At 40.1% G+C, this 26,811-nt stretch carries 30 protein-coding genes and 1 tRNA gene; 11 read left to right on the forward strand and 20 right to left on the reverse strand.

From position 1 onward, the window contains the following. The first annotated feature begins 89 nt into the window (after positions 1-89). Entirely contained in the window at positions 90-470 is a 381-nt protein-coding gene (locus WMZ97_RS03780; RefSeq protein WP_343270724.1) for an SLAP domain-containing protein, read from the forward strand. 150 nt (positions 471-620) lie between these two features. Here the strand turns inward: WMZ97_RS03780 and WMZ97_RS03785 are convergent, their stop codons facing one another. The 5 genes from WMZ97_RS03785 to WMZ97_RS03805 form a co-directional block, all read right to left on the reverse strand. After that, a complete protein-coding gene (locus WMZ97_RS03785; RefSeq protein WP_343270725.1) occupies positions 621-938 on the reverse strand; it encodes a DUF3892 domain-containing protein in 318 nt (105 codons plus the stop codon). 117 nt (positions 939-1,055) lie between these two features. Continuing rightward, positions 1,056-1,559, reverse strand: coding sequence for a metallophosphoesterase family protein (locus WMZ97_RS03790; protein WP_343270726.1), 504 nt, complete (start codon positions 1,557-1,559; stop codon positions 1,056-1,058). 71 nt (positions 1,560-1,630) lie between these two features. Further along, positions 1,631-2,836, reverse strand: coding sequence for an MFS transporter (locus WMZ97_RS03795; RefSeq protein WP_343270727.1), 1,206 nt, complete (start codon positions 2,834-2,836; stop codon positions 1,631-1,633). Between the two features lie 307 nt (positions 2,837-3,143). Beyond that, complete coding sequence (locus tag WMZ97_RS03800; RefSeq protein WP_343270728.1) at positions 3,144-3,404, reverse strand: heavy-metal-associated domain-containing protein; 261 nt, start codon at positions 3,402-3,404, stop codon at positions 3,144-3,146. Positions 3,405-3,442: 38 nt separating this feature from the next. Then, positions 3,443-4,237 (reverse strand): cytochrome c oxidase assembly protein, encoded by a 795-nt coding sequence (locus WMZ97_RS03805; protein ID WP_343270729.1) that lies wholly within the window; start codon positions 4,235-4,237, stop codon positions 3,443-3,445. Positions 4,238-4,509: 272 nt separating this feature from the next. On the opposite strand from WMZ97_RS03805, the gene WMZ97_RS03810 reads away from it, so the two are divergent. Beyond that, a complete protein-coding gene (locus WMZ97_RS03810; protein ID WP_343270730.1) occupies positions 4,510-4,800 on the forward strand; it encodes a hypothetical protein in 291 nt (96 codons plus the stop codon). A gap of 61 nt (positions 4,801-4,861) precedes the next feature. Here the strand turns inward: WMZ97_RS03810 and WMZ97_RS03815 are convergent, their stop codons facing one another. The 3 genes from WMZ97_RS03815 to WMZ97_RS03825 are packed head-to-tail and all read right to left on the reverse strand — an operon-like array spanning position 4,862 to position 7,742. Continuing rightward, on the reverse strand, positions 4,862-5,572 hold the full coding sequence (locus tag WMZ97_RS03815) for a LutC/YkgG family protein (protein ID WP_343270731.1): 711 nt from the start codon (positions 5,570-5,572) through the stop codon (positions 4,862-4,864). Positions 5,573-5,579: 7 nt separating this feature from the next. Next, positions 5,580-6,998 carry a LutB/LldF family L-lactate oxidation iron-sulfur protein gene (locus tag WMZ97_RS03820; RefSeq protein ID WP_343270732.1) on the reverse strand — a complete coding sequence of 473 codons (1,419 nt, stop codon included), beginning with the start codon at positions 6,996-6,998 and terminating at the stop codon, positions 5,580-5,582. Between the two features lie 27 nt (positions 6,999-7,025). Then, positions 7,026-7,742, reverse strand: coding sequence for a (Fe-S)-binding protein (locus WMZ97_RS03825; RefSeq protein WP_343270733.1), 717 nt, complete (start codon positions 7,740-7,742; stop codon positions 7,026-7,028). Between the two features lie 249 nt (positions 7,743-7,991). Here WMZ97_RS03825 and WMZ97_RS21875 point away from each other — a divergent pair, with 249 nt between their 5' ends. Then, entirely contained in the window at positions 7,992-8,306 is a 315-nt protein-coding gene (locus WMZ97_RS21875) for a TIGR04104 family putative zinc finger protein (protein WP_405027651.1), read from the forward strand. 91 nt (positions 8,307-8,397) lie between these two features. Here WMZ97_RS21875 and WMZ97_RS03830 read toward each other — a convergent pair whose 3' ends face one another. Beyond that, positions 8,398-9,135, reverse strand: coding sequence for a CPBP family intramembrane glutamic endopeptidase (locus WMZ97_RS03830; RefSeq protein WP_343270734.1), 738 nt, complete (start codon positions 9,133-9,135; stop codon positions 8,398-8,400). A gap of 97 nt (positions 9,136-9,232) precedes the next feature. Here WMZ97_RS03830 and WMZ97_RS03835 point away from each other — a divergent pair, with 97 nt between their 5' ends. Beyond that, positions 9,233-9,907: a DUF421 domain-containing protein gene (locus WMZ97_RS03835; protein ID WP_343270735.1), complete on the forward strand. Its 675-nt coding sequence runs from the start codon at positions 9,233-9,235 to the stop codon at positions 9,905-9,907. A gap of 131 nt (positions 9,908-10,038) precedes the next feature. Here WMZ97_RS03835 and WMZ97_RS03840 read toward each other — a convergent pair whose 3' ends face one another. Both WMZ97_RS03840 and WMZ97_RS03845 read right to left on the reverse strand, forming a co-directional pair. Beyond that, the gene (locus WMZ97_RS03840; RefSeq protein ID WP_343270736.1) at positions 10,039-11,250 is read right to left on the reverse strand and encodes a CynX/NimT family MFS transporter; all 1,212 of its coding nucleotides are present in this window, start codon (positions 11,248-11,250) and stop codon (positions 10,039-10,041) included. Positions 11,251-11,580: 330 nt separating this feature from the next. Then, positions 11,581-13,296: an IS1634 family transposase gene (locus WMZ97_RS03845; protein WP_343270737.1), complete on the reverse strand. Its 1,716-nt coding sequence runs from the start codon at positions 13,294-13,296 to the stop codon at positions 11,581-11,583. A 534-nt stretch (positions 13,297-13,830) separates the two neighbouring features. Here WMZ97_RS03845 and WMZ97_RS03850 point away from each other — a divergent pair. Next, positions 13,831-15,000, forward strand: coding sequence for a YkvI family membrane protein (locus tag WMZ97_RS03850; RefSeq protein WP_343270738.1), 1,170 nt, complete (start codon positions 13,831-13,833; stop codon positions 14,998-15,000). Positions 15,001-15,067: 67 nt separating this feature from the next. Here the strand turns inward: WMZ97_RS03850 and WMZ97_RS03855 are convergent, their stop codons facing one another. From WMZ97_RS03855 to WMZ97_RS03865, 3 genes are all read right to left on the reverse strand, one after another. Beyond that, a complete protein-coding gene (locus WMZ97_RS03855; RefSeq protein ID WP_343270739.1) occupies positions 15,068-15,904 on the reverse strand; it encodes a CPBP family intramembrane glutamic endopeptidase in 837 nt (278 codons plus the stop codon). Positions 15,905-16,412: 508 nt separating this feature from the next. After that, a complete protein-coding gene (locus tag WMZ97_RS03860) occupies positions 16,413-16,688 on the reverse strand; it encodes a hypothetical protein (protein ID WP_343270740.1) in 276 nt (91 codons plus the stop codon). A gap of 246 nt (positions 16,689-16,934) precedes the next feature. Then, a tRNA-Val gene (locus tag WMZ97_RS03865) sits at positions 16,935-17,007 on the reverse strand. 162 nt (positions 17,008-17,169) lie between these two features. Between WMZ97_RS03865 and WMZ97_RS03870 the strand changes: the two genes are divergently transcribed. From WMZ97_RS03870 to WMZ97_RS03880, 3 genes are all read left to right on the forward strand, one after another. Then, entirely contained in the window at positions 17,170-17,895 is a 726-nt protein-coding gene (locus WMZ97_RS03870; RefSeq protein WP_343270741.1) for an alpha/beta hydrolase, read from the forward strand. Positions 17,896-18,025: 130 nt separating this feature from the next. After that, positions 18,026-18,541 (forward strand): YjcG family protein, encoded by a 516-nt coding sequence (locus WMZ97_RS03875; protein ID WP_343270742.1) that lies wholly within the window; start codon positions 18,026-18,028, stop codon positions 18,539-18,541. Further along, positions 18,538-18,975 (forward strand): GNAT family N-acetyltransferase, encoded by a 438-nt coding sequence (locus tag WMZ97_RS03880; RefSeq protein ID WP_343270743.1) that lies wholly within the window; start codon positions 18,538-18,540, stop codon positions 18,973-18,975. Before WMZ97_RS03875 ends, WMZ97_RS03880 begins: the two co-directional genes overlap by 4 nt. Positions 18,976-19,029: 54 nt before the next feature. Here WMZ97_RS03880 and WMZ97_RS03885 read toward each other — a convergent pair whose 3' ends face one another. The 3 genes from WMZ97_RS03885 to WMZ97_RS03895 form a co-directional block, all read right to left on the reverse strand. Next, positions 19,030-19,293, reverse strand: coding sequence for a hypothetical protein (locus tag WMZ97_RS03885; protein ID WP_343270744.1), 264 nt, complete (start codon positions 19,291-19,293; stop codon positions 19,030-19,032). 107 nt (positions 19,294-19,400) lie between these two features. Continuing rightward, entirely contained in the window at positions 19,401-19,610 is a 210-nt protein-coding gene (locus WMZ97_RS03890; protein WP_343270745.1) for a hypothetical protein, read from the reverse strand. 78 nt (positions 19,611-19,688) lie between these two features. Further along, the gene (locus WMZ97_RS03895; protein WP_343270746.1) at positions 19,689-19,934 is read right to left on the reverse strand and encodes a hypothetical protein; all 246 of its coding nucleotides are present in this window, start codon (positions 19,932-19,934) and stop codon (positions 19,689-19,691) included. A 214-nt stretch (positions 19,935-20,148) separates the two neighbouring features. Here WMZ97_RS03895 and WMZ97_RS03900 point away from each other — a divergent pair, with 214 nt between their 5' ends. Beyond that, the gene (locus WMZ97_RS03900) at positions 20,149-20,655 is read left to right on the forward strand and encodes a CotY/CotZ family spore coat protein (protein ID WP_343270747.1); all 507 of its coding nucleotides are present in this window, start codon (positions 20,149-20,151) and stop codon (positions 20,653-20,655) included. Between the two features lie 132 nt (positions 20,656-20,787). On the opposite strand, the gene WMZ97_RS03905 is transcribed toward WMZ97_RS03900, so the two are convergent. Both WMZ97_RS03905 and mgtE read right to left on the reverse strand, forming a co-directional pair. Next, a complete protein-coding gene (locus WMZ97_RS03905; protein ID WP_343270748.1) occupies positions 20,788-21,315 on the reverse strand; it encodes a CotO family spore coat protein in 528 nt (175 codons plus the stop codon). 133 nt (positions 21,316-21,448) lie between these two features. Then, the gene (gene mgtE / locus WMZ97_RS03910) at positions 21,449-22,807 is read right to left on the reverse strand and encodes a magnesium transporter (RefSeq protein WP_343270749.1); all 1,359 of its coding nucleotides are present in this window, start codon (positions 22,805-22,807) and stop codon (positions 21,449-21,451) included. Positions 22,808-22,996: 189 nt separating this feature from the next. Between mgtE and WMZ97_RS03915 the strand changes: the two genes are divergently transcribed. Continuing rightward, a complete protein-coding gene (locus WMZ97_RS03915; RefSeq protein ID WP_343270750.1) occupies positions 22,997-24,172 on the forward strand; it encodes an FtsW/RodA/SpoVE family cell cycle protein in 1,176 nt (391 codons plus the stop codon). 1,028 nt (positions 24,173-25,200) lie between these two features. Further along, complete coding sequence (prpE, locus tag WMZ97_RS03920) at positions 25,201-25,944, forward strand: bis(5'-nucleosyl)-tetraphosphatase PrpE (RefSeq protein ID WP_343270751.1); 744 nt, start codon at positions 25,201-25,203, stop codon at positions 25,942-25,944. Here the strand turns inward: prpE and WMZ97_RS03925 are convergent. Continuing rightward, the gene (locus tag WMZ97_RS03925; protein ID WP_405027653.1) at positions 25,934-26,809 is read right to left on the reverse strand and encodes an RluA family pseudouridine synthase; all 876 of its coding nucleotides are present in this window, start codon (positions 26,807-26,809) and stop codon (positions 25,934-25,936) included. The two genes, prpE and WMZ97_RS03925, sit on opposite strands and share 11 nt — an antisense overlap. Positions 26,810-26,811: the final 2 nt, after the last annotated feature.

Here is a 26,811-nt window from a genome sequence, read left to right on the forward strand (position 1 = left end):
ACTACTAATAGATTTTATTTGATCCGATAAGCGTGATACACTAGTACGTATATTATGTAAGGATAACGCTAGGGAGGATATCGAATGAAATGCAAAAGCTAACGTATGAATCAGCCTGGGACAAGACAATATCAGCGGGAGATCGTGACAAAATCGAACAAGCTTTTTATGAGACCTATTTATGGCCAGCGAAGAAACTTCATTTTACGGTATTGTGGCGTGCGAAAAACTACAAAGATGCGTTATTAGTGACAGTGCTTATCCATAATTTTAGCAGCCACCCTGTTTCATTCCATCAAAAGTCTATACGGTATATAGAAAATAATATACCTGTATCTATGCACACGTTTTCTCTTCCCACCCCCATAATAGAGGGCCAAACTAGTATGCCGTGGACGTTTATCTTTCCTGTGGGGAATTATAATAAGCAAGTGTCAGTAAAAAACTGTTACATCGTCGAAATGGAGTAAAAACAATCAAACTCACTGCCTAAAATCAAGGCGGTGAGTTCGATTGTTTAATATGTTAAAGAAAACTGCCAGACAAATTTATACCAGCTTTTAGACTCTTGCCGTTCTTATGAGTCCGCTCATTGCTTGTCGTATCCGCGTACCAATTGCTTAAAAACTATCCAGATTATCCAGGTTATTTTCTTTTATCCCATCTGGTTCACTTCGAATGATCTCGCGGCCATATTTGTGAAACACATCAACATGTGCTAACTTACCAGCTTTTGCTTCATCAAGCGCTGTCAGATAATCAAGCTCCCTGCCGCTTGCCGTTTTAAAAGCAATAATATCCCCATCATCATTCTTGCGCACCGCAACAAGTTGTTCCTGAGCGGAATTCACTGCAGCTTCATCTGCTTTTATACGAGCTTGGTCTTCTGATTGCTTTTTATATTCATTATAAATTCCTTCAAAATCTTTATGATCCATGAAAAGCACCTCCACCTATACGTTTAGTGTTTAGTATGATAAGGAGGTACTCATATTATGTATTCTCTTCAGCTCCCGTTTAAACTATTTCTAAGCCTGGATCCTCATACAACATAATTATCTCTCATTCTTATTACTGAAAAAAATCAATTCTGCACGTATTTCTTCATCTACTTCAAGAACCGCAAATGAATAATGCGGCAACACTCGTTTATCCGTTGGTGATCCCGGATTCAGCAACAGCACCTTTTTAAAATAACGCAGCATTGGAATATGGGAGTGACCAAAAATTAGCACATCTACTTCATCATCGGAAAATGCTTCCAATGCCCGTTTTTCGGTTGTCTTTTTCTCACCGTGACCATGAACGACACCAATTCGATATCCTCCAATGGTAACCAACTCTTTTACTGGGAACCTTTCCCTAATATTCTCCCCATCCACATTACCATACACACCCTTCACCGGAGCATACGCCACAAGCATGTCATATACTTCCAGAGAACTCCAATCCCCCGCATGAATGATCAAATCGGTCGTGACTAGTTCCCGAACAAGCCGGTTTGGCAGTTGGTTTCCTTTAGAAGGCATATGGGTATCTGAAGTTACCACAATTTTCATTTCTGAGACGCCCCCTTTTTTAAAAGCAGTATTGCCACATTATAGGATCATTGAAAGAACCTTCTAAAGGTTTAATGAGCGGAATTTGTTGCATGCCGGTGCTTATTCCTTATCCGTCGACCCTTCATGTTAAATACAAAATAAACGAGTAAAAGCACAACACCAAGGACCGCCGTAAATTGATACATCGAGCTATAGCCCACCTTGCTAATAACTGCCCCTAGCAGTACAGCCCCAACTGCGTGTCCCAAATCCATAAAGCTTAACGCCATGGCATTGGCTGTTGCTTTGTTACGCGGATGGACTCTGCTGACCGCCCACGCCTGCAATGTCGGTTGCATGATGCCATATGCCAAACCATAGAAGATGCTTGCAATGACAAGTGTACTTACATTCTGCAAATTGGCAAGTATAATCAAACCAACGATCGCGCAAATTGCCGCAGGATAAATTAAAATTTTATGTCCTTTTTGATCATAGACTTTTCCAGAAAATGGCCGGGTTATCAGCAGCATAAGCATAAGAATAAAGAAAAATAACGATGTGCTTTCCATGCCTACAGATTTTCCTAGACCATCCAGAAAATTAACATTTCCCGTAAACGTAATGTAGAAAAGAAACAACATGAAGCATGGAATCAATGCTTTACCAGCAAAAGCCGATCTCATCAACGATGTATTCGGCTCTTCGTCATTATACTCCCCTTCCATATCTTCCCGGTTAAACAATAATGCACCCGCAAAAATAGCCACAATAAGAATAAGTGAAAAAATAAGTAACGCATAAAAGGATACCGAATGAATAAAAAAGAGCGCGACCATCGGTCCAATGGTCGTGCCAATACTGGTTGCCATTCCAAAATAGCCGATTCCCTCACCCAGACGATGATTTGGAATCACGTTCGTTACGACTGTCGCCAATAGCACTGTTGTGACTCCAAATCCCAACCCTTGCAGAGCTCTCCAAACGACTAAAGCAGGAAGCGATTCCGAAAAGAAACAGAAAAACACCATAAAAAATGTATACACAATCGATAGGACCAAACACTTCTTCATATTAATCTTATGCATAATCATACCCATAATTGGTCGTGATACAACCGCCGCAAACATAAATGCAGTCGTCATCAAACCACCGCTTGCCGGCTTATTACTAACTTCTGTCACATAGACAGGAAAACCACCTAATAAGGCCATGAGACTTAAAAAGAATAAGAAAGTAAGCCCAACAGCAAGTATATATTGCCACGTCCATAATTTTTCTTTCGTTCGTTTCAATTATATTCCTTCTTTCTCTCTAAAAAACTAAGGGCGTCTATGCAAACCTCACAGTCCGCTAAAAAACAACAATAGATACCATTATACCAGATTATATACAACATGTTGATATATTTGATTGGGATACTTATAATTACGACATATCTTTTTTTATCCCGCCTTAACAGGCAGTAAGACCCACACTTCAAGATTTTGAGGTAAAACTAAAAAGATAAGTGGGGGTCAACTGCATGACAAAGGTCCGTTTCTGTTCAACGAACTATAAAAATTCCGCGAGATACATCTCCCGCGGAATCAAGTTCACCTATTATAATGTTTGACCCTGAACTACTTTGGCAACAAACCCCATTCTATGAATTCGATCCACAATATCCGCTATGTCAACCAAATTTTGATCAAATGTTACGCAACCTTTTCCATTTTCCCAGTTCACATCAATTTCAATGACACCTTCCATTTTTGAAACGGCTTTTTCGATTTTAATCGGGCAGTTAATACAATGCATCCCTTCAATATCCAAATACACTGTTTCGATCGCGCTCACCCCTTTTAGGCAATAATAATACATTCTATGCTTGCTGTGAACAGCTTAGAACAAGGTGGTAATTAAGATGCATCACCATCTTGCGGTTCACTATGTCGGAGAGCAAATATTAAACCAGTTTTATGCATTCCCATCATCAAGATACCGGCTGTGAATTGGTCATATTTCGTATTAAACGGAAAAGGGAGAATATGAAAGGAATTTGTTTGAGAAGGAAAACAAAGATTGCTCGAGATGTTGGTGACAAATGGGTTTTCGACCTCTTGGAATAATGCAATTATAATAAACAATATACACGCTGGCATAATCAATAATCCACTCCAGAACGCATATCGCTTCATTTGTTTTTTCGGATAACGGTGCGCCGGATCTGGCGAAGTGATAGGAAACCACATACAGAAAGAAAAGAAAAGCAACAGAATAAAATAAACTTGATGCAGGAAAGGAAATTGAGAAAATGTCTGAAGCATAAAAGGAATATGATACATAAAAAACATACTAGCAAACCCAATCAAACCAATAGAAGAAAGATACCTACTATTCCAGCTTGGTATACGTATAGATTTTATTAGTTGTTCTGGAATACCCAACATTAACATGGGAGGAATGATAAAATACAACAAGCTCATTTGTATCATGTGTAAACTGAATGAAAGATGACCAATCGAAGCAATTGGACTGCCCGTAATCATATATAAAATTATGAGGGCGCCATAAAAAAGAAAGGCTTGCTTTCGATGCACGTTAATTGTTGCAAACCGCCGTAACATCCAAGCATAGATAAAAGCTATCCCCAACAAGGAAAACAATAACGAAATATTCCATGTCCCCTCCAGCAGTAACAGTTCAAAGTCCATACGAACCTCCTTTCGTTATATTAATCTGTAATCTTCCTCATGTTTATTTATATGACGATTAACGGGATATATATGTTGAAAGGATTATTTTATCACTTCTAACGGGCAGTAAAACTCCCACTGCAAATTTCTAACATGAAATGTAAAAAGATAAGTGGGAGTCCATGAATCGTTCATTTCGGTACTGATCTTATTCTTCCAAAAACGAACAGATTCGGAGGCTACTGAAGAAGTACCATTCGTAATTATTTGGAAAAAACGGGCTGAAACGGGTGAGTGCTGGCCTGAAACGTGCGGGAGGAGACTCGAAACGTGCGAGGGCACACCTGAAACGTGCGAGGGCAGACCCGAAACGTGCGAGGGCAGACTCAAAACGTGCGAGGGCACACCCGAAACGTGCGAGGGCACACCCGAAACGTGCGAGGGCACACCCGAAACGTGCGAGGGCACACCCGAAACGTGCGAGGGCACACCCGAAACGTGCGAGGGCACACCCGAAACGTGCGAGGGCACACCCGAAACGTGCGAGGGCAGACTCAATTCTGAGGTCCCTCTCTTTTTGAAAAAAAGCTAGGAATATTAACCAGGAAAGCTGACACCAACCGTTAGGAATTATTCCGACAGTCACAGATCATCCACCACAATATACGTTGCCGCTACCGGCCCATGCACCCCGACAATCAGCTTCATCTCAATATCTGCACTATTGCTTGGCCCCGTCACAAATGATACACATGATGATACAGGGTCCCCCCTGTTATTTTCCCGATGAATGCTTTCGGTTGCCTGGGTCAGTCTTGGTACAAGCGTACTTTTCGGGATAATCGCAATATAGGATTTCGGCAACAGACTGATCGCACGCCCATTATACTTATCATTAAACAATGTCACCGTTCCGGACTCTGCCAACGTAATGTCACTGAACGTAATTCCAATATCTGCCTTTTCTGCAAATTTCTTATTCTTCTCTCCATTTGCTTCGTCCCAATAATGGATAGCTGTTCCGTTTTCCGATAACTTACGATAAATGGAATCAAGCCCGAATTCCGCAACCCGTTCTCCGCCTGCTGTTACAATTGATTTTGCCTGATATTTTTCAACCGCTTCCTGTAATACATCAGCCAGCCCTTTTTTATCGGTCCGAACGAAATCAGTATGAATCTCTTCACATTGCTTTTCCAAGACACCTACTAATTCATCTTGGGTTGCGTCTTTTAACACCTGATATTGCGGCTTGATACTCCAGTCAGGCCGCTCGACACCTTCTGTTTTCCGCTTTCGGCCAAGCTGGGCTGCCAAATTGTCTAAAAATGAATCACGTCGCTGAATCGTCATTTATGCATCACCTCGTTTTTCTTTGTTTATCGAACCAGGAACGAAATGTTTGTTTGGCTGGCAATGGGAAGTCCCGATTCACTGTCCATCCTTTTAACGGCCCAGGACCATTCTTAATCGTTTCCTGTCTGGAAAAAGCCTTTAATGCTGGACGAGCGGCCGCAGCACTCATTTTATAAGCAGCTGGACTGGCTCCCCATTTCGCGAAGCCTTTCATCGCAATTTGTTCCGAAACCGGTGACATGCCTTCTTCCTCTACAATGATTTGACGATGACGGATCAATTGTTCATGAAGCGGTATTTTTACCGGACAAGCCTCCGTACAAGCGCCACACAATGATGAAGCATACGGCAATTCTTTATGATCCTCATACCCATCAAGCAACGGTGTCAGCACCGCACCAATTGGCCCTGGATATACCGAGCCATACGCATGCCCGCCAACATGACGATAAACCGGGCAAACATTAATACAGGCTGCACAACGAATACAATGCAGGGCCGACTGAAATTCTGACCCTAAAATTTTCGAACGGCCATTATCAACGATTACCAGATGATATTCTTCCGGGCCATCGGTTTCCCCTTCTAAACGAGTCCCGGTAATCGATGTCACATAGCTGGTCAACTTTTGTCCAACCGCTGATCGGGTCAAGAGACTAACAAGGACGTCCAATTCTTCCCAAGTTGGTACGACGCGTTCCAAGCCCATTACTGAGATTTGCGTATCTGGTAAACTAGTAACCATCCGGGCATTTCCTTCATTCGTTACAAACGTAATGGCCCCAGACTCAGCTACAGCAAAATTACAACCGGTAATGCCAATATCCGCATCTAAAAACTCCTCCCGTAATTGTTCCCGGGCAAATAAACCAAGGTCCTCCGGTGTATCTGAACCGATATAGCCTTTTTTCTCCGCAAATGTTTTCTGAATCTGTTCTTTATCTTTATGTATCGACGGAGCAACAATATGGGACGGTGGTTCATCCTCAAGCTGCAGGATCCATTCGCCAAGGTCAGATTCCACAATTTCCGCGCCCGCTGCTTCTATCGCCTCATTCATACTAATTTCTTCAGTCACCATGGACTTTGATTTTACTACCTTTTTTGCTTTTTTCTTGCGTACTATCTCTTGGATGTAGGCATTCGCCTCTTCCTTCGTTTCTGCAAAAAATACATGCCCGCCACGCCTCGATACATTTTCGCTTAATTCCTGCAAATAATAATCAATGTTTTCCAAGGTGTGTGTGCGGATTTCTTCTCCTAGGGTCCGCCAGTCTTCCCAATCACCAAGCTCATCAGCACGCTTTTGCTTTCCATCCCGAAAACGCCCTTGTGCTGAGGCCACGGCGTTACGCATAAAATCATTATCTACCGCTTCTTTAATCCGTTCCTCATAAGGTGCATCACTAATTTTAATCCCCATTGCTTTCCCCTCCGTTCCGATAACATATTAATGCGAATTTAAGATTTCGGCAATATGCTTGATTTGCACATATTTGCCTTCCCGCTGCATCCTGCCGCCAATGTTCAAGAGGCATGCCATATCGCCACCAACCAAATATTCTGCTCGTGTCTCTGATACATGCCTTGATTTTTCTTTCGACATTTCTCCCGAGATCACCGAGTTTTTCACCGCAAAGGTTCCGCCAAACCCGCAGCAATCCTCTTTCATTGGCAGTTCAATCAAGTTCATGTCGTTTACGTTTTTTAGCAGTTTCAAAGGAGCATCTTTAACTCCAAGGATTCTGGTCATATGGCAAGATGGATGATAGGTTACCCGTGCATGAAAACGCGCCCCTACATCTTCTACACCTAAAACATCCACAATAAATTGCGTCAGTTCATAGGATTTATCCGCCAACTCTCTGGCAGGCTGTTCCCACACTGGATCGTTTTTGAAAACCTTTGGATACTCCCGAAGCATGCCGACACAAGAACCGGACGGGCCAACCACATATTCGGAATCTTTGAAAGCACGGATCATCTGTTTCATAGATTCTTTGGCATCTTCTAAGTACCCGCTGTTAAATGCCGGCTGTCCACAACAGGTCTGTGCTGCTGGAAAATCAACCGCACAGCCCAGACGTTCCAGCAGCTCGACAGCATGTTTGCCTACCTCCGGCGTGATAATATCACACATGCAAGTGATAAAAAAAGAAACTTTCAATATGCTCACCTCCAAGAGTTAAATAACTGAATGAAATAAAACCCCACTTTATCTTTATATGTAAATATCTTATACTTACAGTTTACTGCAAATATATAGAATACGAAAGAAGAAACTGACAAACTCAATAATTGCCATTATTGACAGGAGTGAAAATAAACATATAAAATTGGCGAAGAAGTAGTTAATAAACGAATTCTAAACCAAGACTTTTGAAAAAAGTAATTGTCTATGCAAAGGAGGCTAACCATGGTTCTATTACAACAATGTGAAATCTGTAATAAGCAATTTTCGTGGAGAAACGTTTTCAGATCACTAATGCACGGTTATATGCCGATTTATTGTAAAGCATGCGGAACAAAACATCCTCCTACTATCGGCTCAAGGATAAGGGTAGCATTATCGACATTGTTAATCGTTTTATTCGGAAAGTTCATTCCTATATCTATTTCTTACCCGCTAACGATATCCATTATTATTATATTTGCCATTTTAGTCATTCTTTCGGACCCTTTTGTTACGAGATATCATGCTGATTATGGGAGCATCGTTAAACATCAGTAGAAGTTTTCTCATCCGCGGTAGAATTCAGTGTGTAATCCTTAAGATCATCCTGCCAGGGCAACGTTCTATTTTTGCCAACCTGTCTATACGATTACAGCATCCAAGCCACCAAAAGAACCACTACAACATGGATCACATCAATCGCATTATGTAACAGTGCCGTACCAATGTAGTTACGGGTGCGTTCGTAATAATATCCTAAAATGGTTCCAATAATAAACGCATACAAAGCTTGGAAAACGGTGAGTCCAATTGGCTGGTTCATGAAGTTTACCATATGCAAAACTGCAAATAAACTCGAGGTAATGATCAGCGGAAAAGAGATGTAAACCTTCCGAAAAAGGTAAAAACCACCACCTGATTTTACTAATAACGTCCGATGGATCGCTGGTCGCATCAGCATCTCTTCCGCAAACCCAACAAAGATACCCTGAAAAAACAACTCAAGGAGTATGGTTCCCGCTCCATGTTGATACCAAATTGGCAGCGGATTACCTATGACATCAAGGTTACCTATGATTTGCAACGGAAGCAGCCAGGCCGCAATCAAGAGCAATGGCTTTATACTTTTTTCGGTCCATTTCCAAAGAACAAGTTTTTCCATATTTGACCGCATGCGAAACCGAATCCACAGCCAGGGTATGATTAGCATAGGAAGATGACTTCCAACTGCGGCTATACGCGCATAATTTTCAGGTACGAACACAACTATAAATTTATAAAAAAGCAACGACAAAATAAATGTGACGATAAACATTGCTACAGGTTCTTTGAAGGTAGAACCATTGAACGTGCGCACATTTTGCTCTTCTTTCATTAACTTAACCATATACATCTCTCCATTTGGTTGAGGAACGATCCCTATACTTTCTGACAAATTAACATATACTAATTGCGAAAATACCATTGAAAACGGAGGTTTATTTGTGTTTTTATTTATTGGCAAAGCAATAATCCTGTACATATTGGCAATTTTCCTTATCCGGTTGATGGGCAAATCTGCTTTCGCCCAATTAACCCCCCATGACCTAACTGGGATGTTCTTTGTCATCACGCTGGCAATGGGGCCTTTAGCAAATAATAAGGTTAGTTATGCAGTTGGTGGATTGATCGCCATCGGTATATTGCACATTGTTTTATCCAAACTCACACTTGTCAACGTGCTCAATAAACTTTTCCTTGGCAAGCCGACACAGATTATCAGCCACGGTAAATTAATCAGGGAAAATTTGAAACGAAGCCGTTTTACATTAGCAGCTGTATTAGCCATGTTGCGTGAAAAAGGTTATCCAGACATTACCCTCGTTGAATTTGCCTTCATTGAACCAAATGGAGAAATCAGTATTATTGCAAAGCAGGAATTCACCCCGATAACCGCTAGCCAACTCGGGATAAAAGCAAAAAGCCATGGCCTGCCAATTGCTGTTATTATCGAAGGAAAAGTTCAACACCGAAACCTGAATTATCTGGACAAAGACATACAATGGCTTGAAAAAGAATTACAAGCGGCGGGGCACCGAAATCCAAACGCCATTTTTTATGCTGCCGTTCGTGAAAAAGATAATCATTTATTAACGATTGATGTTGGAAAAGGAGGCTGAACAAGACATCGTTTAATTAGTATGTTCTACCGCTCCTTGTTTATAAGAAAAGGTCGGCAGGCAATCAAGCCGGATTGGCAGAAATCGGCGAAACAGCCGATTTCTGTATCCGATTCGTTACAAATCTATACTTATCGAGCACTCGCTATTTTTCTATCCGCTCCTGCCTTCATCCCTGTTCCAATCAAAATAATACCAACAATCCCCACTGTTGCAAGCGGAAGAAACCAGCCGGCAGTTATATCATGCATGGCACCCAGTAATATCGGACCCGCTGCTGCTATCAAATACCCAAATGATTGGGCCATTCCGGAAACTTTCGATGCTTCCTGTCCATCCTTTGAACGCAAACTAAAGAACATCATTGACAAGCTAAACGCTGCCCCGCACGCAGAACCAATACAGATCACTGCAATGGTAATGAATACGGTATTACCGCTAAATAGTCCGATGGCACCGATGATAACCAGTACACCAGTGATTCCAGTTAATAATCGCTGATCTGCCGTTTTTTCCGCAATAACCGGAACGATGAATGTAAAGGGTATAAATGCAAATTGCATCAAGGAGAGCATCCAGCCCGCTACATCAGAAGTGTATCCATTATCTTTCAAAATTTCCGGCAGCCAGGAAACCATCGTATAAAAAACCATTGATTGTGTACCCATATATACCGTAATGTTCCATGCCAGAGATGATTTCCAGACATTATTATTTACCACTTCCGATCGGCTTTGTACCTTAGGAGAGTCAGCCTTACTCTTAAGTTGCGAAATCCAAACCAGTAAAGCAATAATTGAAAAAAAACCCCAGCATGCGAGTGACCCTTTCCACCCAAATCCGGATATCCTCGATAATGGCAAGCTTATCCCGGAAGCAAGCGCCCCAAAAAGATTCATAAATACAGCATAAAGACCAGTCATCAATCCAATTTTAAATGGGAATTTCATCTTAATTAGCCCAGGCAGTAATACATTTCCAAAAGCGATCGCAATACCTACAATGACGGTACCTGAAAATAAAAAGGTTACGCCGAATAAAGACCGTATTACAAGGCCAGTGGTTAATAAAATGAATGAATAAAATATCGTCCGCTCCATACCTACACGATTAGCAATAACGGATACAAATGGTGATAATATAGCAAAGGCAAGCAATGGTAATGTTGTAAGTGCTCCAGCCAATGTATTACTGATTGCCAGATCATCACGAATAGAGGACAGCAAAGACCCTACCGATGTTAATGGTGCCCGTAAATTGGACGCAATCAAGATAATTCCGATCAATAACAACCAGCTTGCTAATTTATTTTGGTTTTCGTCTGAGACGATGCATTTCTCCAATACGACCCCCCCAATGTTTATTAAGCTTCATATCATTATGTATGTGCAGAGTTTAGTTGAGCACCGCAACGATCCTGTTAGTTAAATTTTAATTTAATTTTATTATAATGTAAAACCATTTTCCTCATAGGTACATGCTTGCACGATACAGCTTAATATAAACCAATTAAAACACCCAATTTTGTTCCATTCACACAAGATTTTGATTACGTGTATTTACAATTTTGGTAAAATAGTATAAGTTAAAATCTCATCTTTGACACTTAAAACCGCCAAAAACGTTGTGAAGTCAACATTTGTGGCGGTTTTTTTAGGGGTTGGAACTGCGTACTATTTCCCTTTTTTAGTTTGCTTTATAATTTTTTTCATATTTTTTTGGGATACTATTTCGAAATCAGTCCTGAAGACAAATGCTTCATGTAATGCGTCCGTAATTTTTGTTCGAGTAAATACAGGTATGTATCCTTCTCCATCTAATTCACGCATATTCATATTCCTCAATGTGCTCACTAATTCAGGGCAGGTAAAACGTTCATCTAGTTTTTTCTCCAAAATACGGTACGTCAATAGAGACAGGAAGCATGTCAGAAAATGTGCTTTTATTCGGCCTTCCTTTTGTAAATAAACAGGCCGGGCCCGGAATTCACTTTTTAATATGCGGAATGTCTCTTCAATTTCCCATCTCCCTTGGTTAATCTTGATAATTTCCTCAATTGGAGATTCCAGATTGGTACATACCGCATAAAAGCCATCATACATCGACTCCTTATCTATTTGTTCTTGATTCAAAAACGCCTGGGTTTTGTCTGCAATTTCGCCGTCCTCCGTCACATGAGTTGCCTTGATAAACCTTTTCGGATCATTTTGATGGGGTTTATTCAAAGATCCCGGCTTCTTTATTTTTTTGATTGCCCGGTCAATTTGCTTTTCTCGAATGGCTGATTGATATCGTCTGTAAACAGGTGAATAGGTAACAATTAATTTTTGTTCCAAATCATTTTCGTTTATCCATCGCTCCTTGTAGTACGTCCTTGTATCATGTTCAAGATGGCGAATATCATCCAAATTAATTTCTTGATTACTCCCAGGTAATCGCCAGCCTTTGGAATCCAAAGCCCACTCCTTCAAGAACTTTTTCAGCTTTTTGATGGATTGTGTGGTCACAAATGCACGTTCCCCATAGGTGTTGTATATTCGGTTCCCATTCGAAGAAAGCCCGGCATCTGTGCATACGACAAACTTTGAAAGATTAAAGTCTTTTAAAATGCGTTTCTCCAAAGGTTTCAATGTTGGTTGTTCATTTTTACTACCGGGGGTCATACTGAAAGCGAGCGGGAGGCCGGAACCATCCATAAATAAGCCCATTTGAACGATTGGGTTCGGGCGGTTTTCTTTTGAAATGCCATATTCTCTAAAATCATCTTCTTCTTCAATCTCAAAGAAAAAGTTTGTGCAGTCATAATAAAGAACCTGTGTGTTTCGCCCGACTACATTCAAGCTGTTTTTATAAACCTGTTCCTCAATAAAATCAGATTGTTCTTCTAGGACGCTGAGAGCCCGGTATATTTGATGTGACTGAAAATGTGCGGGTTCCAGTAAATCTTTTGTATGTTCAAATGTGCCTTTTTTGGAAGTAGGATGCAGAACGCGCATATAAAGAAGCCGCGAAAGGATCTCGTTAAGATCATATTCAAATCCATATTTTTGTGAAACTTCCTGACAAACTTTATCCAGTTTTAGCTCGTGATAAATTGATTGTAAAAAAAGATAACCAATATTGAAAAGCGTTTGTTTATCTAGCCCTATTTGCTTGCCAGGATCGTATTTCGCAATAATTTTGTAGTTACTTTCCTTTTCTTCCAGTGTTAATTTTTTGGCATATTCTTTTGCCCAAGTGTAGGGATCTGTGCCAGGATGTCTATTTAAAATTTCTTCGTGATTACCTAAGGATTCAACGACTTTGGTTGTTCTTTTTTTGTTTCGATAAATATCCTTAATCACAAAATAAGACGTAGAATTTTTAGAACGACTCACTTTAATGCGCATATAATCGCTCCCCCAAAACAGCTCAAGTTACCTATATTATAACACGTTACGAAATGTTACGAAAGAAATAAATGGAAAATTTGACAAAAAAATAAAGCCATACCAAGGCTTTTGTCCATTTTTTTAGTTTTCAGGTGTCAAACTCCCGTAATGGTGCCCGTAAATTGGACGCAATCAAGATAATTCCGATCAATAACAACCAGCTTGCTAATTTATTTTGGTTTTCGTCTGAGACGATGCATTTCTCCAATACGACCCCCCCAATGTTTATTAAGCTTCATATCATTATGTATGTGCAGAGTTTAGTTGAGCACCGCAACGATCCTGTTAGTTAAATTTTAATTTAATTTTATTATAATGTAAAACCATTTTCCTCATAGGTACATGCTTGCACGATACAGCTTAATATAAACCAATTAAAACACCCAATTTTGTTCCATTCACACAAGATTTTGATTACGTGTATTTACAATTTTGGTAAAATAGTATAAGTTAAAATAGAATTGCTATAAAAAGGAAACGGAGGGATAGGAAATGGCAAGCAACGAAAAGAGCAGTTTTTTTGAAGGCGCATTTGGGCGATATATTGTACCTGGTATTGTTCTCCAATCCACATTAATTGGAGGTGGTTACGCAACAGGACGAGAAGTGGTTGCCTATGGAGCAAAATTCGGTGCACTTGGCTGGATTGCAGGTATTTTCATTATCGTCGGGTTTGCACTAATGGCATTTCTCATGTTCGAGATTGCCCGCAGGTTCCGAGCATATGATTACCGCAGCATGGTTAAACAACTCTTAGGTCCTTTATGGTTTTTATTTGATATTATCTATTTTCTACTGGCGATTTTAATGATCTCCATTGTTATTGCAGCAACCGGGTCTATTTTGCATAGCACTCTTGGATTAAACTACTGGGTCGGTGTTGCGATTATTGCAATATTAGCAGGTCTTTTGAACTTTTACGGTGATAAATTGATTGAACGGTTTAAAACAGTCGGGACCGTCGCATTATTTGGTGCATACATTATCTTTGCCATCCTGGTTATTTCATCCACAAAAGGTGAAATCAAGGAAGTATTTGCTTCTGGTGATACTAGTTTTGCGGGAAACTTTACGATTTGGTCCGTAATTTGGGCGGGAATTATTTATGTTGGTTATAACCTTGCCGTTTATCCAGCGGCATTATTTACACTTAGAAGACAAAAGTCCATGAAAGATACGATCATTGCCGGAGCTGTAGCCGGTATTTTGATGACTGTTCCCTGGTTCTTGACCTATGTGGCTTTAATGGGATATTATCCAAGCGAAAAGGTCTTCAATGCGGAAGTACCATGGCTGCATATGCTGAGTGGCTATGGCCTGTGGGTTGCTATTATTTTTGGTGTAGTCGTTGGCTGGACCCTGATTGAAACTGCCACAGGACTAATTCACGCTTTTATCGACCGGGTGAATTATAATCTTAAGGAAGTTGGCAAAACACCGATGTCCAAAGGCATGGACGGAACAGTAGCCATCATTGCTCTTGTGCTGTCTGCTATATTATCCGGTGTTGGTATCAGCGATTTGGTATCGACAGGTTATACAATACTGGGATATTGCATGCTGGTTGTGTTTGGCCTTCCATTGTTAGTAATCGGCTTCTACCGTATTTTTAAAGGGCATAAGGCACCAGCAAATGAACAAATAAACGATAAAATTAGTTAACTTTTTAGAGCCCGACTATGATAACATGGTCGGGTTTTGCCAACTTATCTCCAGATTCAACAATCTATTAAGTTCTGTTTTCACCATACTCCAATTTGAAAAATAAGTCACGTTCTTTATACACGATTACCAAAGATAAAAAAAGTAAAAGAATAGTTTGGATAACCTTGCTCATCGGGTGCGTAAAAAAAATTTCGTTAAAAAAACCGGCGGTAAAATGAAATATGATGGGAACGAGAATGTTCCGATTTGTTTTAAAGTATAGCCAGTTCATCAGAATAACGAAAGGGATAAGGCTGACGATAAAGTTTATCGAGTAAATAACACCCGACTCAACTACTTGATTTTGATAATAATCCTTAATAAACGACAAAGGGAGATGCCAAAAAGCCCAAAAGACGGCAAATATCATAGACAACGTAAAAAGTCTAAATCGTCTTCTAAGGCAGTCTGTACCATATGAGTGCCAAGCTAATTCCTCTAATATCGGAGCGATAAGTAATAAAAACCCGGCTGAAAAAATCCCTCCCGTAAATGAAAAATGCGTTGAAAAAGAAAATTGTGAAGTACTATAACCAAAAAGCAGTGAAATGGTTTGTGCGAGCAGGATGCTTGTTAACATTAGAAAACATGTCAGTAATAAATAAATTGGTTTAATATGACTGAAACCGAAAAACCTCTTTCTTAAATCTTTTCGTAGGACAGGATCTGAAAGTATCAATACGAAAGCAATGACCATCGGACTTAATAAACCAATGATTCCGAATAAACTTTCCGTAACCATATATAACTTGTTACTCGGTTCAAGATAACTCACGTATGCAGCCATAAACCATAATGTCCAAGGAATGATAAGAGATAAGGTATAGAACAAAATCGGATGTCGATATCTATCAATGACCATTTGCATGCCCTCCAAGAAATATTTAATATTGCAGCAATCGTATAAAGTGAAAAAAACAAAGTCAACACATGAGATCCCAATTGCTAACATTCATATGTTCTTTACTTTTAAAACCAGTATATCGTACTAAATAAAGATATCATCCATCTTAAAGATGATCTTATTCTCAAACTCCAGGATGAGGGATAGCCCGGAATCATGTCTCTAGTAATTCTTTACTTGGCAATACGGATTTTATTCGTTAACAATTTAAAGTGAAACTTCATTCAGTGGGGATTTCCTTTTCTCCCCTACTGTGACAGGAGAACAAAGGCTAATGACTAGAACATTCTGTTGACCCCCACTTATCTTTTCCACCTCAACATCTTGCAGCAGAAGTCTTACTGCCCGTTAAGGCGGGATAAAAATTTAAATGTTCAAGGCTTTGGTTTATTTGAAAACGTATTATTACCCGCTGACAAATTAAAAGTTGCTAAGGTTTCCCCTAGCAACTTTTGCTAATAACGCGCTACAAAATATCATTATTATTCTGCTGTGCTTCCTGAACTTGCTGACGTAAATCATGTAATTGCTCAGCAGCTTGTTGAAACTGCGGATTTTCTGTTGCCTCTGTTCCAGCTTGAAGACGTGTGTCCTGTAAGCTGTCTTCTGCTTGTTGTAATTGCTGTTCCGCCTGTTCAAGCAATTGAGCATCAGACCCCTGAGCTTGATGAATTGCATTTCTAGCCTCTGTTATTTGCCGACTAGCCCATTGTAACTGCTGGTGTATGTTCTGTTGTACCATATATGCACCTCCAATATTTTTTGTTTATCGGAGTATATTGTTCCAAAGATCACTGATATTATGAGTTTAATTATGTATAGAGAGTATAGGATAAGACTATGGAAGGGTTTTCGAATAATAATTATGTACGTGGTCTTAAGTAAGTAATACGGTATAATTCATGTTTGCATAAATCATCCTGTCTTCATGTTCATTCTTTGGAATAAAAAATTAAAGAGTCCTTAGTTAGCTAAAGACTCTAAACGATGATTCCGATTGGGCTCGAACCAACGACCTCTACCCTGTCAAGGTAGCGCTCTCCCAGCTGAGCTACGGAATCGATTCATATAAAATTGCTGACTCGTTTAATATATATCATGAAGTCCTATCTGTCAATAAAAACATTCAAGGTGATTAAGTCAAGTACAGCGAAACATGAGACCTGACCAAGTTACATATTTCGTGGTAAAATTTATACATTAAAAAGAGAGGTGTGTTTGTTTTGCCAAGAAAAGGAACAATGAAAGATTATACGATTCCAAGCAGATATTTAGATGAAAAGATGACATTAAAAGTCTATTATCCAGAGGCATTTTCCCCTTTATACAAATACCATCTTTGCATCATGCAGGATGGAGATGACTATTTTCAGCTTGGCCGGGTGGCAACATTGAGTGATACACTGCAAGATAGTGAAGCGATTATGAATACGGTATTTATCGGAATTCATTACCGAGATAAATTTGATCGGCGGGAAAAGTATCATCCCGACGGCAAACAAAATAAAGCATACACCCAATTCTTAGTTCAGGAAGCGGTACCATTTTTGGATGATTTACTTCCATCTTATCATATGGGACAGTCACGGACATTAATGGGTGACTCGCTTGCTGGAACGCTGGCACTTATGACAGCACTCCGTTATCCAAATACGTTTGGCAACGTCATTATGCAATCCCCTTTGGTAAATGAATCGGTGCAAAATGCTGTCGAAAACACGAACGATATTCATTTACTCGATATTTATCATACGATCGGTTTGGAGGAGACCATTGTACATACCACGGATGGTTCAAAAGAGGATTTTCTCACACCGAATCGAAAACTGCATCAGCTCTTAGCCGGGAAAGGTTCAAGCTATGTATACCACGAACTGAACGGCCCACATACATGGAAACCATGGCAAAAAGATTTAAAACGGGCATTGACAACGATGTTTACTGAATAACAATTGTCTTAAAATTTTTGCTAAAAGCTTTCCAATTTATGTTTCATTTTGTTATAATTAAGGTTAAATCATATGATAGGGTAAATTTGTCATCGTACTAGTAAATAAAATACGAATAGGAGGTTTTACGATGAAATACGGAATTGTTACCTTTCCATCTAAGCCTGTCCAAGACGAAGTTAACTCATACAGAAAACGTTACGACCCACATTACGCCCTAATTCCACCGCATCTGACACTAAAAGAAGCTTTTGAAGCGACAAATGATGAGTTGGAACCACTTATAACAGAATTGAAGCATATTGCTAACGAGACAAAACCATTCCAAATTAATATCAACAAGGTAAGCACTTTTGCCCCCGTGACGAACACGATTTATTTAAAGGTGGACCCAATTCAGGAATTGATCAATTTACACGAAAAAATGCAGAGTGACAAATTTCCAAGTGATTCGTATAATTTTGTTCCACACATTACGATTGCCCAAAAATTAAAGTACGAAGAATACTCCGATATTTTTGGCAGTCTGAAGATGAAAAATTTCAAAATCGAGGATACGATTGACCGATTTCAATTACTGTACCAACTTGATAATGGCACATGGACCGTATATGAATCATTTGTGTTCGGAAAGGAATATGTGTGATTGTCAAACGAGCTGTGCGTGAACAAGAAATCAAACAGGCATTTCACGTGCGTACCACTGTATTTGTTCATGAACAGCACGTGCCGCCCGAAGAAGAAATTGATCATTTCGATAAAGCAGCAACCCATTTCATTGGCATACAGGACAATACCGCCATTGCTGCAAGCAGACTACGTTTTACCGGCGATTATGGCAAGCTAGAGCGAATTTGTGTTGTCAAAGAGCAACGCGGAAAATCATACGGAACCCAACTGATTGCAGAAATGGAAGCAGAAATAATAGAAAACGGGTATCAAAAAGCCAAATTAAATGCACAAACCCATGCAGAAATTTTTTATAAGCAGCTGGGTTACGAAACTATATCCGGGGAATTCCTTGATGCTGGCATCCCCCATGTAACGATGATAAAACAATTAACAGACCGTCTTGATTAGGACGGTCTGTTAATTGGAAAAATGCATGCCAGTCGCTGGCATTACTCAGCATTCCTAGATACTTTCATTAAAAAAGCGTCCTTTTCCCGTGAAATCAGCATAGGCATGTTCAGCCGGTTCAGGAACTTTGGTATTGCCTTCTTTCCTCTTTTTTGCAACTGTCGTGTGCCTTGAATCCATTTTACGTATGTCGTGATAGTGTGATTCTAAGATGGTTTTGTACGGACGCTCAATATAAAACCGATTCTGTTTATCACGGGTGACACGTTTTTGATAGTCCTGGGATTGAAATGGCGAAACCGGTAACACATATCCCATCAAATCACCTCCAACGCAGCGATATGTTTTGTTATATATACTAATTCGTGACTGACTTTTCTAACACCTTCCATTAACTATACCCGTTTTCTTCATTTTTATGCCCTTTATTCATCTTCCATCCTTTTCTCTAATTCTTCGATAAGCAATTCCAAGTTCCCTATTCCCTCTAAAAACTCGGTGTTCCATTTCTCCAATTTATCGTCCAATTCTTTCATACGTTTCTCAGGACGTTGAAACCATTTTTCGTTTTTTCCCAAATGCTTTTCAATATCACGTAAATGTTTTAACCATGGTATGTGTGACCTTTCATACATGAACCCGTTCCCTCCCGGTTGTCCAGCTTCAGCCAAAAGAAAAGACAGCTTTCCTTAGCCGCCTTTCTTTCTATATCATTAAATCCAGGAAAATGGGGCTCGATTTTCCTTGTTATCGTCTTCAAGTTCCTGATCGTGTACTTGTTCAACTTCTTCATCGATTTCCTGCTCATTTTTGACCGGTTCCTCATAAGCACGACGATCATTAACCATCCGGCCAAAGAATGGATCAAAACGAGGTCGGTGGTACTCGGGCTCCAGATGTACATTATCTGCTTTAATTACTAAATCCTTTACATGGATAACCTTTTTATTATCAGACATGCAATGATCACTCCTTCTTTTATTTACTTCCTATAAATTTAGTCGCTATCAGTCTATGTAGACACTTCACCATAGGTACGGGATATTCGCCCGTTTTAACTCAAATTCATCTTCTTTTTGCCTATTAGTTGTCCGCCCACACCAACGAAGGGCAATGTCATATTCTATTAAGGACGGTAGGTCAAAATCACATTTTTGGAAGGAGTAATAATTTATGGGTTGTTGTGGAAAAGAATATGAAACTGGTAACTGTGTGTGCGATATTCTAAAAGAAATAGCGGATGTACAGAGTGACATCGTAGAGAATTGCTGTGACACCAGTTGTGAAAGATCCATCAATGATTTACTAGGAGAACAAGAAACGAATGATTTGGATACAGTACCTGTTTTACTGTACTGTCATGATGGTTGCAAACCGTTTAAAGGATTCGGTGCTTTCAGAGGTAATAACAATGGAACATGTGACTTTGGAGAAGTAGTAGGCAGTTACTATTTTCGCGTGAAGAAAGTTGACGATAACTGTTGTGCCATCCTTGAACTACTGAGAGACCCTAATGACGATGACTGCAATCCATCTGATCCAGTTTGTCAGGACACTTGTCACCTTCGTGCTACAGGAATTTGCATTACGGTAGATGTAAATTGCTTCTGCCATGTAACATGTATGCCAGCAATTTCAGCATTTGATACAGTTGTAAGTCCTTCTGAAGGCAAATATTAATTAGATGAATGAAATAATAAAAGAAGAGGGGGACCCCCTCTTCTTCTTTTATTATTTCAATAGCGGTTTGCCAATTGAACGGTGAAAATTGACGGACGTAGTAACACAAACAAAGGCTTTCCATAGTCTATGTTACAATCCAAGCATGCGTATTTCCGTTATCGTGTTCATAGGTATGGTAAAATTTCTTCTACCTGTTCGCAGTGTAATTTCTTCTTCTTCTTGACTGATCACAATTCCTCGATAAGTTCGTTCTTCTGTTTTTATTTCGCATTTCAATTTAGGTATATGTGGGGGCATACTGACAAAATAGTCAATTTTTTCTTCAATAGTCATATCTTTAAATCTGGGTCGACCATTGTTGTTATTTTCAATTTCATTCAATCCTTCTATCGTATCCTTTTGATCCTCATCCTCCAGTAAATTCGCTGCCGCTTCTTCTAGTTGCTCCCTTTCTGTTGGCTTGGGGTTTTGAAATTGTTGAAAGTTATTTCCTCTTGTAGGCATGACACTTGCTACATTCGTTTCATTTTGTTGTTGCGGAACAATTTTGGTTCTTTTTGGCGTTGTGTAATTATCCTGCATGGGAGCTTCTGTTTTTTTCATTTCCGGCTGTTGAATATAAAACAATGGATCTCTGGCATAGCGCTTTCTCACCATCACATACTCTCTCCTTCTATACGTGTTATCAACTCATTATATGAACCCATTTTTAAAAACGTGTTAATCCTTAGCTGAGGCCTTACAATGCATACAAAAAAGAGTGACTCTTACAGAAAGAATCACTCCTCGCTCAAATCAAAAAACTCATAAACGCAGATGCTAATCCAAAATATATCAATGTAGAGATTAAATCATTAAGGGTTGTAATAAATGGCCCCGATGCGACAGCCGGATCCACCTTTAAACGATCCATTAACATCGGCACCAATGCACCAGCTATCGTGGCAACGGTTAAGGTAATTAAGATGGAGATACCAACGAGTAAGCCAAGAAAAAATTGCCCCTTCCATAAATAAATAACGATCGTAATCAAAACCCCACAGGTTGTTCCGGTAATAAGTCCTGTTCCCAATTCTCTGAAGATAAGCTTCACCTTACCTGTCTCGCCATATTCCCCTGTGGCAATTCCTCGTACGGCAACAGCAAGCGCTTGTGTCCCAGTATTTCCCGACATCCCTGCGATCACAGGTATGAACGCTGCTAAAATTGCTACCTTTTCCAATGTATCCTCAAATTGGCTAATCAAACTCGCTGTTAACATTCCTAAAAACAGCAGAATAATTAACCATGGCAGTCTTTTTTTTGCAGAGATAAATGCATTTTCACTTGGTCGGTCCACATCCTGAACCCCGGCAAGTTTGGAATAATCATCACTCGCTTCTTCATCCATAACATCTAAAATATCGTCAACTGTGATGATCCCAAGCAAATGATGCTGAAAATCAACGACAGGTACAGCAAGGAAGTCATAATCACGCATCATTTGGGCGACATCTTCCTGATCGAGACCAACCGATACTGATACGACTTTTTCGCTCATAACATCACCGATCAGTGTATCTTCTTCGGCAACAATCAGATCACGTAACGACAAGACCCCAACCAACCGCTTATCTTCATCGATAACATATAAATAATAAATTGTTTCTGCATCAGGCGCTTCCTGTTTTAGATCAAGCATTGCCTGTTTTGTTGTTTCCGTTTTATATAATGCAATAAATTCGGTGGTCATAATACTTCCAGCTGTTTTTTCTTCATAATGCAACAGCTGTTTAATTTCTTCCGCCGCATCCTTATCCATAATCGTTAAGAAGCTGGCGACTTTATCTTTTTCCATTTCGTTTAAAATATCAACCGCGTCATCTGTCGCCATCTCGGCAAATACCATGGCAGCAAACCGGGGGTCCATTTCGCTGAAAAATGTCTCCGTATCCTCCAACTCGATATTTTCCATGATATCCGATATTTCTTCAGGGGATAAATACGCGTAAATACGCATTCGCTGTTCCTTTTCCTGCTCCATGAAAAATTGTGCCTGATCGTATGGATGCATATCCAGGAACTCAGCCCGAAATTGGTCAATTTGCTCATTTTCCAACATCCGTGTTAACTGCTCCCATTGGTTGACTGTTTCGTTACGATTCTCCATATGTATCACTTCCTTCTGAGCCTAATACTATATCATAAATTCCCCAGCTTCAACCAGTATAAACGTTTGTATTATTTCACTTTTCAAAATACGATAAGAAAGCTTAAAAAAATGATGCTTTTCGTGTAAACTGTCATAAGGGAGTTTTTATAAACCCGCAAAGAAAAAAACAGAAAGCAAGGAATCCGAATGAACAGTCTATCAAACCGAACAAACATTGATTATACATTAATTTTTATTATTATCCTATTAGGTTGTGTCAGCTTATTTACAATATATACAATTGTGCCATCACTTCCCGCAAGTTATGATGGTTCGCACTTTGTGTTAAAACAATTTGCCTGGTACGTTGCCGGCGGTGTGCTGGTGGCGTTCATTATGTTGCTCGATTATGACCGTTTTAAACAAATTACATGGATATTATATGGAATTGGTGTTGTGTCGTTACTCATGTTGAAGCTACGATTTCCAGCACCGTTTATTCACGAGGCTAATAATGCTGTCAGCTGGTTTAAATTTCCAGGGATCGGTACTATCCAGCCTTCCGAGTTTATGAAATTATTTCTTGTTTTAGCGATTTCATTCGTTACGTCCCGACATAACGATAAATACAAGATTCATACCACCAAAAGTGATCTGTTACTGTTGCTAAAAATCGTTGTCATTGCAGCACCTCCTATGCTGTTAATTGCAACCGAACCAGACCTGGGAGGCTTTTTGGTATTATCATTCATTACAGCCAGTATTGTGCTTGTCTCAGGCGTTAGCTGGAGGATTATATTTTCCATTGTGTTTATTGCCATCGGGATCGTAGCATCTGGAGTTGCTATCTGGTACTTTTTCCCGGGTTCTATTGCTGATTTTCTGGAGGATTCCGTTTTTGGTCACGTATCAAGCCGAATTTATGGCTGGATTGATCCCGAGCAATACCCGGATTCCGGCTATCAGCTTATCCTGGCTATGCTAGCAATTGGGTCCGGTCAGTTATTCGGCAAAGGGATCAGTCAATTAGAAGTTTATGTTCCGGAACGACACACCGATATGATTTTCACGGCTATCTCGGAGCAATTTGGTTTTATCGGAGCAAGTCTTGTTGTCTGTCTCTTCTTTATTTTGATTTATCGTTTAATCCACATCGCCTTATTGAGTAACGATAATTATGGCAGCTACCTTGTTACGGGATTGGTTGGAATGTTTGCCTATCAAATTTTCCAAAACATTGGTATGTCTATTCAATTATTGCCTGTTACCGGTTTACCGTTACCGTTTCTCAGTTATGGCGGCAGCTCGACATTAGCGTATATGATGGCAATTGGTATTGTACTCAATGTCCATTCGCGGACAAGAAAATACATGTTTGAGTAAAGTGAAACTTCGTTCAGTGGGGGGCGACGCACTGGACGTGCTAGTGCAGGCGCTGTCGCATGACGTGACGGCTTTAGCCTTTGTTCTCCCCCACTGAGACGGGAGAACAAAGGCTAAGAAGTCAGGCGTCTGAATAACACGTCTTTGTGACTGCATTCTGTGAATCGAACAGAACTGGGTCTTTGTCTTTATCTTTTTTTGATTTCACCTCAAAATCTCAATGTAGAAGCCTTACTGCCGTTAAGAGTGTCGTATAAATAAAGTATTGCAGTTCATAGAAAAATCCGAACGTTGATCCAAGTCCTTTCAATAGGAATTCGTTCGGCTTTTTTATGTATTGGTTTTAGATATTTTGAGTCGCGATAAAAGTTTATAAGTACCAATATAGGAAACCTCTCATTCGAAAAAATACGAATAAAAGGGAAGTTTCCTAATTTGCATTTCAAAACTTTGGTACTAATTATAGATAAACTGCGACGTAAAAAGGACGTTGATTTTTAAATACGAGTGCCGCTGCCGCCGTCCGGGATCGCTACGGGCGGATGCTTTCCACGGGCTCGCGATGAGTCTCCTCGATCGCAAAGAACGCTCACTGCGGGGTCTCATCGTCTTCGCTTTCCCGCTGGAGTCACCGCCCGTAGCGATCCCGGACTGGTTAGGCTATTTATAAAAAATTGCACACACCGTACCAGCGAAGTAAAAACACAGAGACTCCAGCCGCCCGCTAAAAAGCGCAGTGTTTTTCCGTAGTGGCAATTTAATCGCCATCTCATTTTACGTCGCAGTTTCCATCAACTACATATTAAAATCTACCCGAAAAAGGTTATATTTTCATTTTACTTTTAATTTCTTTGTCATTTTATTATATCCCAGCCACTTTTAGTTTCATGAGGACCATCAAGGGTATTATTGAAACATAAAGCAGATTTAGCCAAGAAGGGTCTGTTTCAAAATGCAATTTTTTCGTATACTAAACACATAAGGGTGACATAAGGGTGTGCATAGTTAAAACAAAAGGTTGTGAATGTATGAAAATTGATATTATTGGTGACATACATGGATGTCTGGACGAATTACATAGGCTACTAAATCAACTGGGCTATCAAAAACAAGCAGCCTCTTTTTATCATCCGGATGGACGGGTACCTGTTTTTGTTGGAGATATTTCAGATCGCGGCCCTAATTCAGTAGGAGTTATCCGCTTGGTATGTGATATGGTGCTAAAGAAAAGGAATGCAAAATATGTGCCAGGAAACCATTGTAATAAGCTTTACCGCTATTTTCTAGGCAATAATGTGATGCTCAAACATGGACTAGAAACTACGGTTGCGGAATTACAGGGATTAGATGAAGATGAGCGGAAATCAATTAGCAGTCAATTTATGACCTTATATGAAACAGCCCCGCTTTATTTAGAAATCCCGGAGGCAAATGCGGTCATTGCTCACGCCGGGATCAAAGAGTCTTATATAGGCAGGCATGATAAAAAAGTGAAAACGTTTGTCTTATACGGCGACGTAACCGGCAAGCAAGATGACCAGGGACGACCTGTCCGGCTCGACTGGGCAAGGGATTACGAAGGTACGCGCTGGATCATTTATGGACATACACCTGTCATGAAGCCGCGGATGGTAAATAAAACGATCAACATTGATACAGGCTGTGTTTTCGGAAATGCGTTAACTGCTTTTCGTCTGCCTGAGGAAGAAGCCATCACCATTCCATCCAGTCAGCCGCTTGTGGAGGAAAAGTTCACATCATTTACTGATTGAATTGAGCCATATCATCCGGGAGAGGAGATTCGAAATGCATGTTATTATGGGTAAATGGGTGAACGAATGCTATACAGCGGCAATGAAGTGCCTGGCGCGTGATAAATCGCTTGGATCCACCATATAAATTGTCGCCAGCCAATGGATGTCCAATATAGGAAAAGTGTACACGAATTTGGTGAGTCCTCCCTGTTTCTAAATGGATATCAACAAGTGACATCCCCTTTTTTTGCTGAATAACCTGGTAATGTGTCATGGCTGGCTTTCCACTTTCAATCACCGTTCGTTCGATAATCGATCCTTCTTTTCTGCCGATTGGTTCGCTGATTGTTCCGTAATCTGCTGATAATTCTCCCTCTACAATTGCCTGATAACATCGCTTCACCTCCCCCGTTTTTTGCGACCTGGATAACAAGGAGTGACTATAGCGATGCTTGGCGATCAAAAGTAATCCGGACGTATCACGATCAAGCCTTGTCACAACATGAACGGTATATGGCAGATTATGCCGCTGATAGTGTGCCAAAACGCCATTCGCAATAGTACCGGAAGATTGATTCATCGATGGGATTGTTGCCACTCCTGATGGTTTATCAATGACCAGAACTGCATCATCTTCATATATTACCTGCAATGGCATCGACTCCGCCTTCATGCCGTTACCAATTATTTCTGGAGGAAATAGTAACTGAACCGCTTCCCCTTGTTTTATTTGTGTGCGAACCGACTGCTGCTTACCATCAACTAGTATTTTTCCTCCATCGTATTTGACAGCCTTTAAAATTCGTCTCGATATCCCTTGAACGTGTTGTAAATAGTCACGAAGGAGCATGCCGTCATGTTTCTGTTTAATTATCCACTTCAAGC

The sequence above is a fragment of the Lentibacillus songyuanensis genome, assembly GCF_039548255.1.
Classification (GTDB): Bacteria; Bacillota; Bacilli; order Bacillales; family Amphibacillaceae; genus Lentibacillus_C; species Lentibacillus_C songyuanensis.

Bases quoted from the DNA above. Each gene is read 5' to 3' on its own strand.
- WMZ97_RS03780 (WP_343270724.1), top strand. From the start codon at position 90: ATGCAAAAGCTAACGTATGAATCAGCCTGGGACAAGACAATATCAGCG.
- WMZ97_RS03785 (WP_343270725.1), bottom strand. From the start codon at position 938: ATGGATCATAAAGATTTTGAAGGAATTTATAATGAATATAAAAAGCAA.
- WMZ97_RS03790 (WP_343270726.1), bottom strand. From the start codon at position 1,559: ATGAAAATTGTGGTAACTTCAGATACCCATATGCCTTCTAAAGGAAAC.
- WMZ97_RS03800 (WP_343270728.1), bottom strand. From the start codon at position 3,404: ATGTATTATTATTGCCTAAAAGGGGTGAGCGCGATCGAAACAGTGTAT.
- WMZ97_RS03805 (WP_343270729.1), bottom strand. From the start codon at position 4,237: ATGGACTTTGAACTGTTACTGCTGGAGGGGACATGGAATATTTCGTTA.
- WMZ97_RS03815 (WP_343270731.1), bottom strand. From the start codon at position 5,572: ATGACGATTCAGCGACGTGATTCATTTTTAGACAATTTGGCAGCCCAG.
- WMZ97_RS03820 (WP_343270732.1), bottom strand. From the start codon at position 6,998: ATGGGGATTAAAATTAGTGATGCACCTTATGAGGAACGGATTAAAGAA.
- WMZ97_RS21875 (WP_405027651.1), top strand. From the start codon at position 7,992: ATGGTTCTATTACAACAATGTGAAATCTGTAATAAGCAATTTTCGTGG.
- WMZ97_RS03830 (WP_343270734.1), bottom strand. From the start codon at position 9,135: ATGGTTAAGTTAATGAAAGAAGAGCAAAATGTGCGCACGTTCAATGGT.
- WMZ97_RS03845 (WP_343270737.1), bottom strand. From the start codon at position 13,296: ATGCGCATTAAAGTGAGTCGTTCTAAAAATTCTACGTCTTATTTTGTG.
- WMZ97_RS03850 (WP_343270738.1), top strand. From the start codon at position 13,831: ATGGCAAGCAACGAAAAGAGCAGTTTTTTTGAAGGCGCATTTGGGCGA.
- WMZ97_RS03855 (WP_343270739.1), bottom strand. From the start codon at position 15,904: ATGGTCATTGATAGATATCGACATCCGATTTTGTTCTATACCTTATCT.
- WMZ97_RS03860 (WP_343270740.1), bottom strand. From the start codon at position 16,688: ATGGTACAACAGAACATACACCAGCAGTTACAATGGGCTAGTCGGCAA.
- WMZ97_RS03875 (WP_343270742.1), top strand. From the start codon at position 18,026: ATGAAATACGGAATTGTTACCTTTCCATCTAAGCCTGTCCAAGACGAA.
- WMZ97_RS03885 (WP_343270744.1), bottom strand. From the start codon at position 19,293: ATGGGATATGTGTTACCGGTTTCGCCATTTCAATCCCAGGACTATCAA.
- WMZ97_RS03890 (WP_343270745.1), bottom strand. From the start codon at position 19,610: ATGTATGAAAGGTCACACATACCATGGTTAAAACATTTACGTGATATT.
- WMZ97_RS03895 (WP_343270746.1), bottom strand. From the start codon at position 19,934: ATGTCTGATAATAAAAAGGTTATCCATGTAAAGGATTTAGTAATTAAA.
- WMZ97_RS03900 (WP_343270747.1), top strand. From the start codon at position 20,149: ATGGGTTGTTGTGGAAAAGAATATGAAACTGGTAACTGTGTGTGCGAT.
- WMZ97_RS03905 (WP_343270748.1), bottom strand. From the start codon at position 21,315: ATGGTGAGAAAGCGCTATGCCAGAGATCCATTGTTTTATATTCAACAG.
- mgtE (WP_343270749.1), bottom strand. From the start codon at position 22,807: ATGGAGAATCGTAACGAAACAGTCAACCAATGGGAGCAGTTAACACGG.
- WMZ97_RS03915 (WP_343270750.1), top strand. From the start codon at position 22,997: ATGAACAGTCTATCAAACCGAACAAACATTGATTATACATTAATTTTT.
- prpE (WP_343270751.1), top strand. From the start codon at position 25,201: ATGAAAATTGATATTATTGGTGACATACATGGATGTCTGGACGAATTA.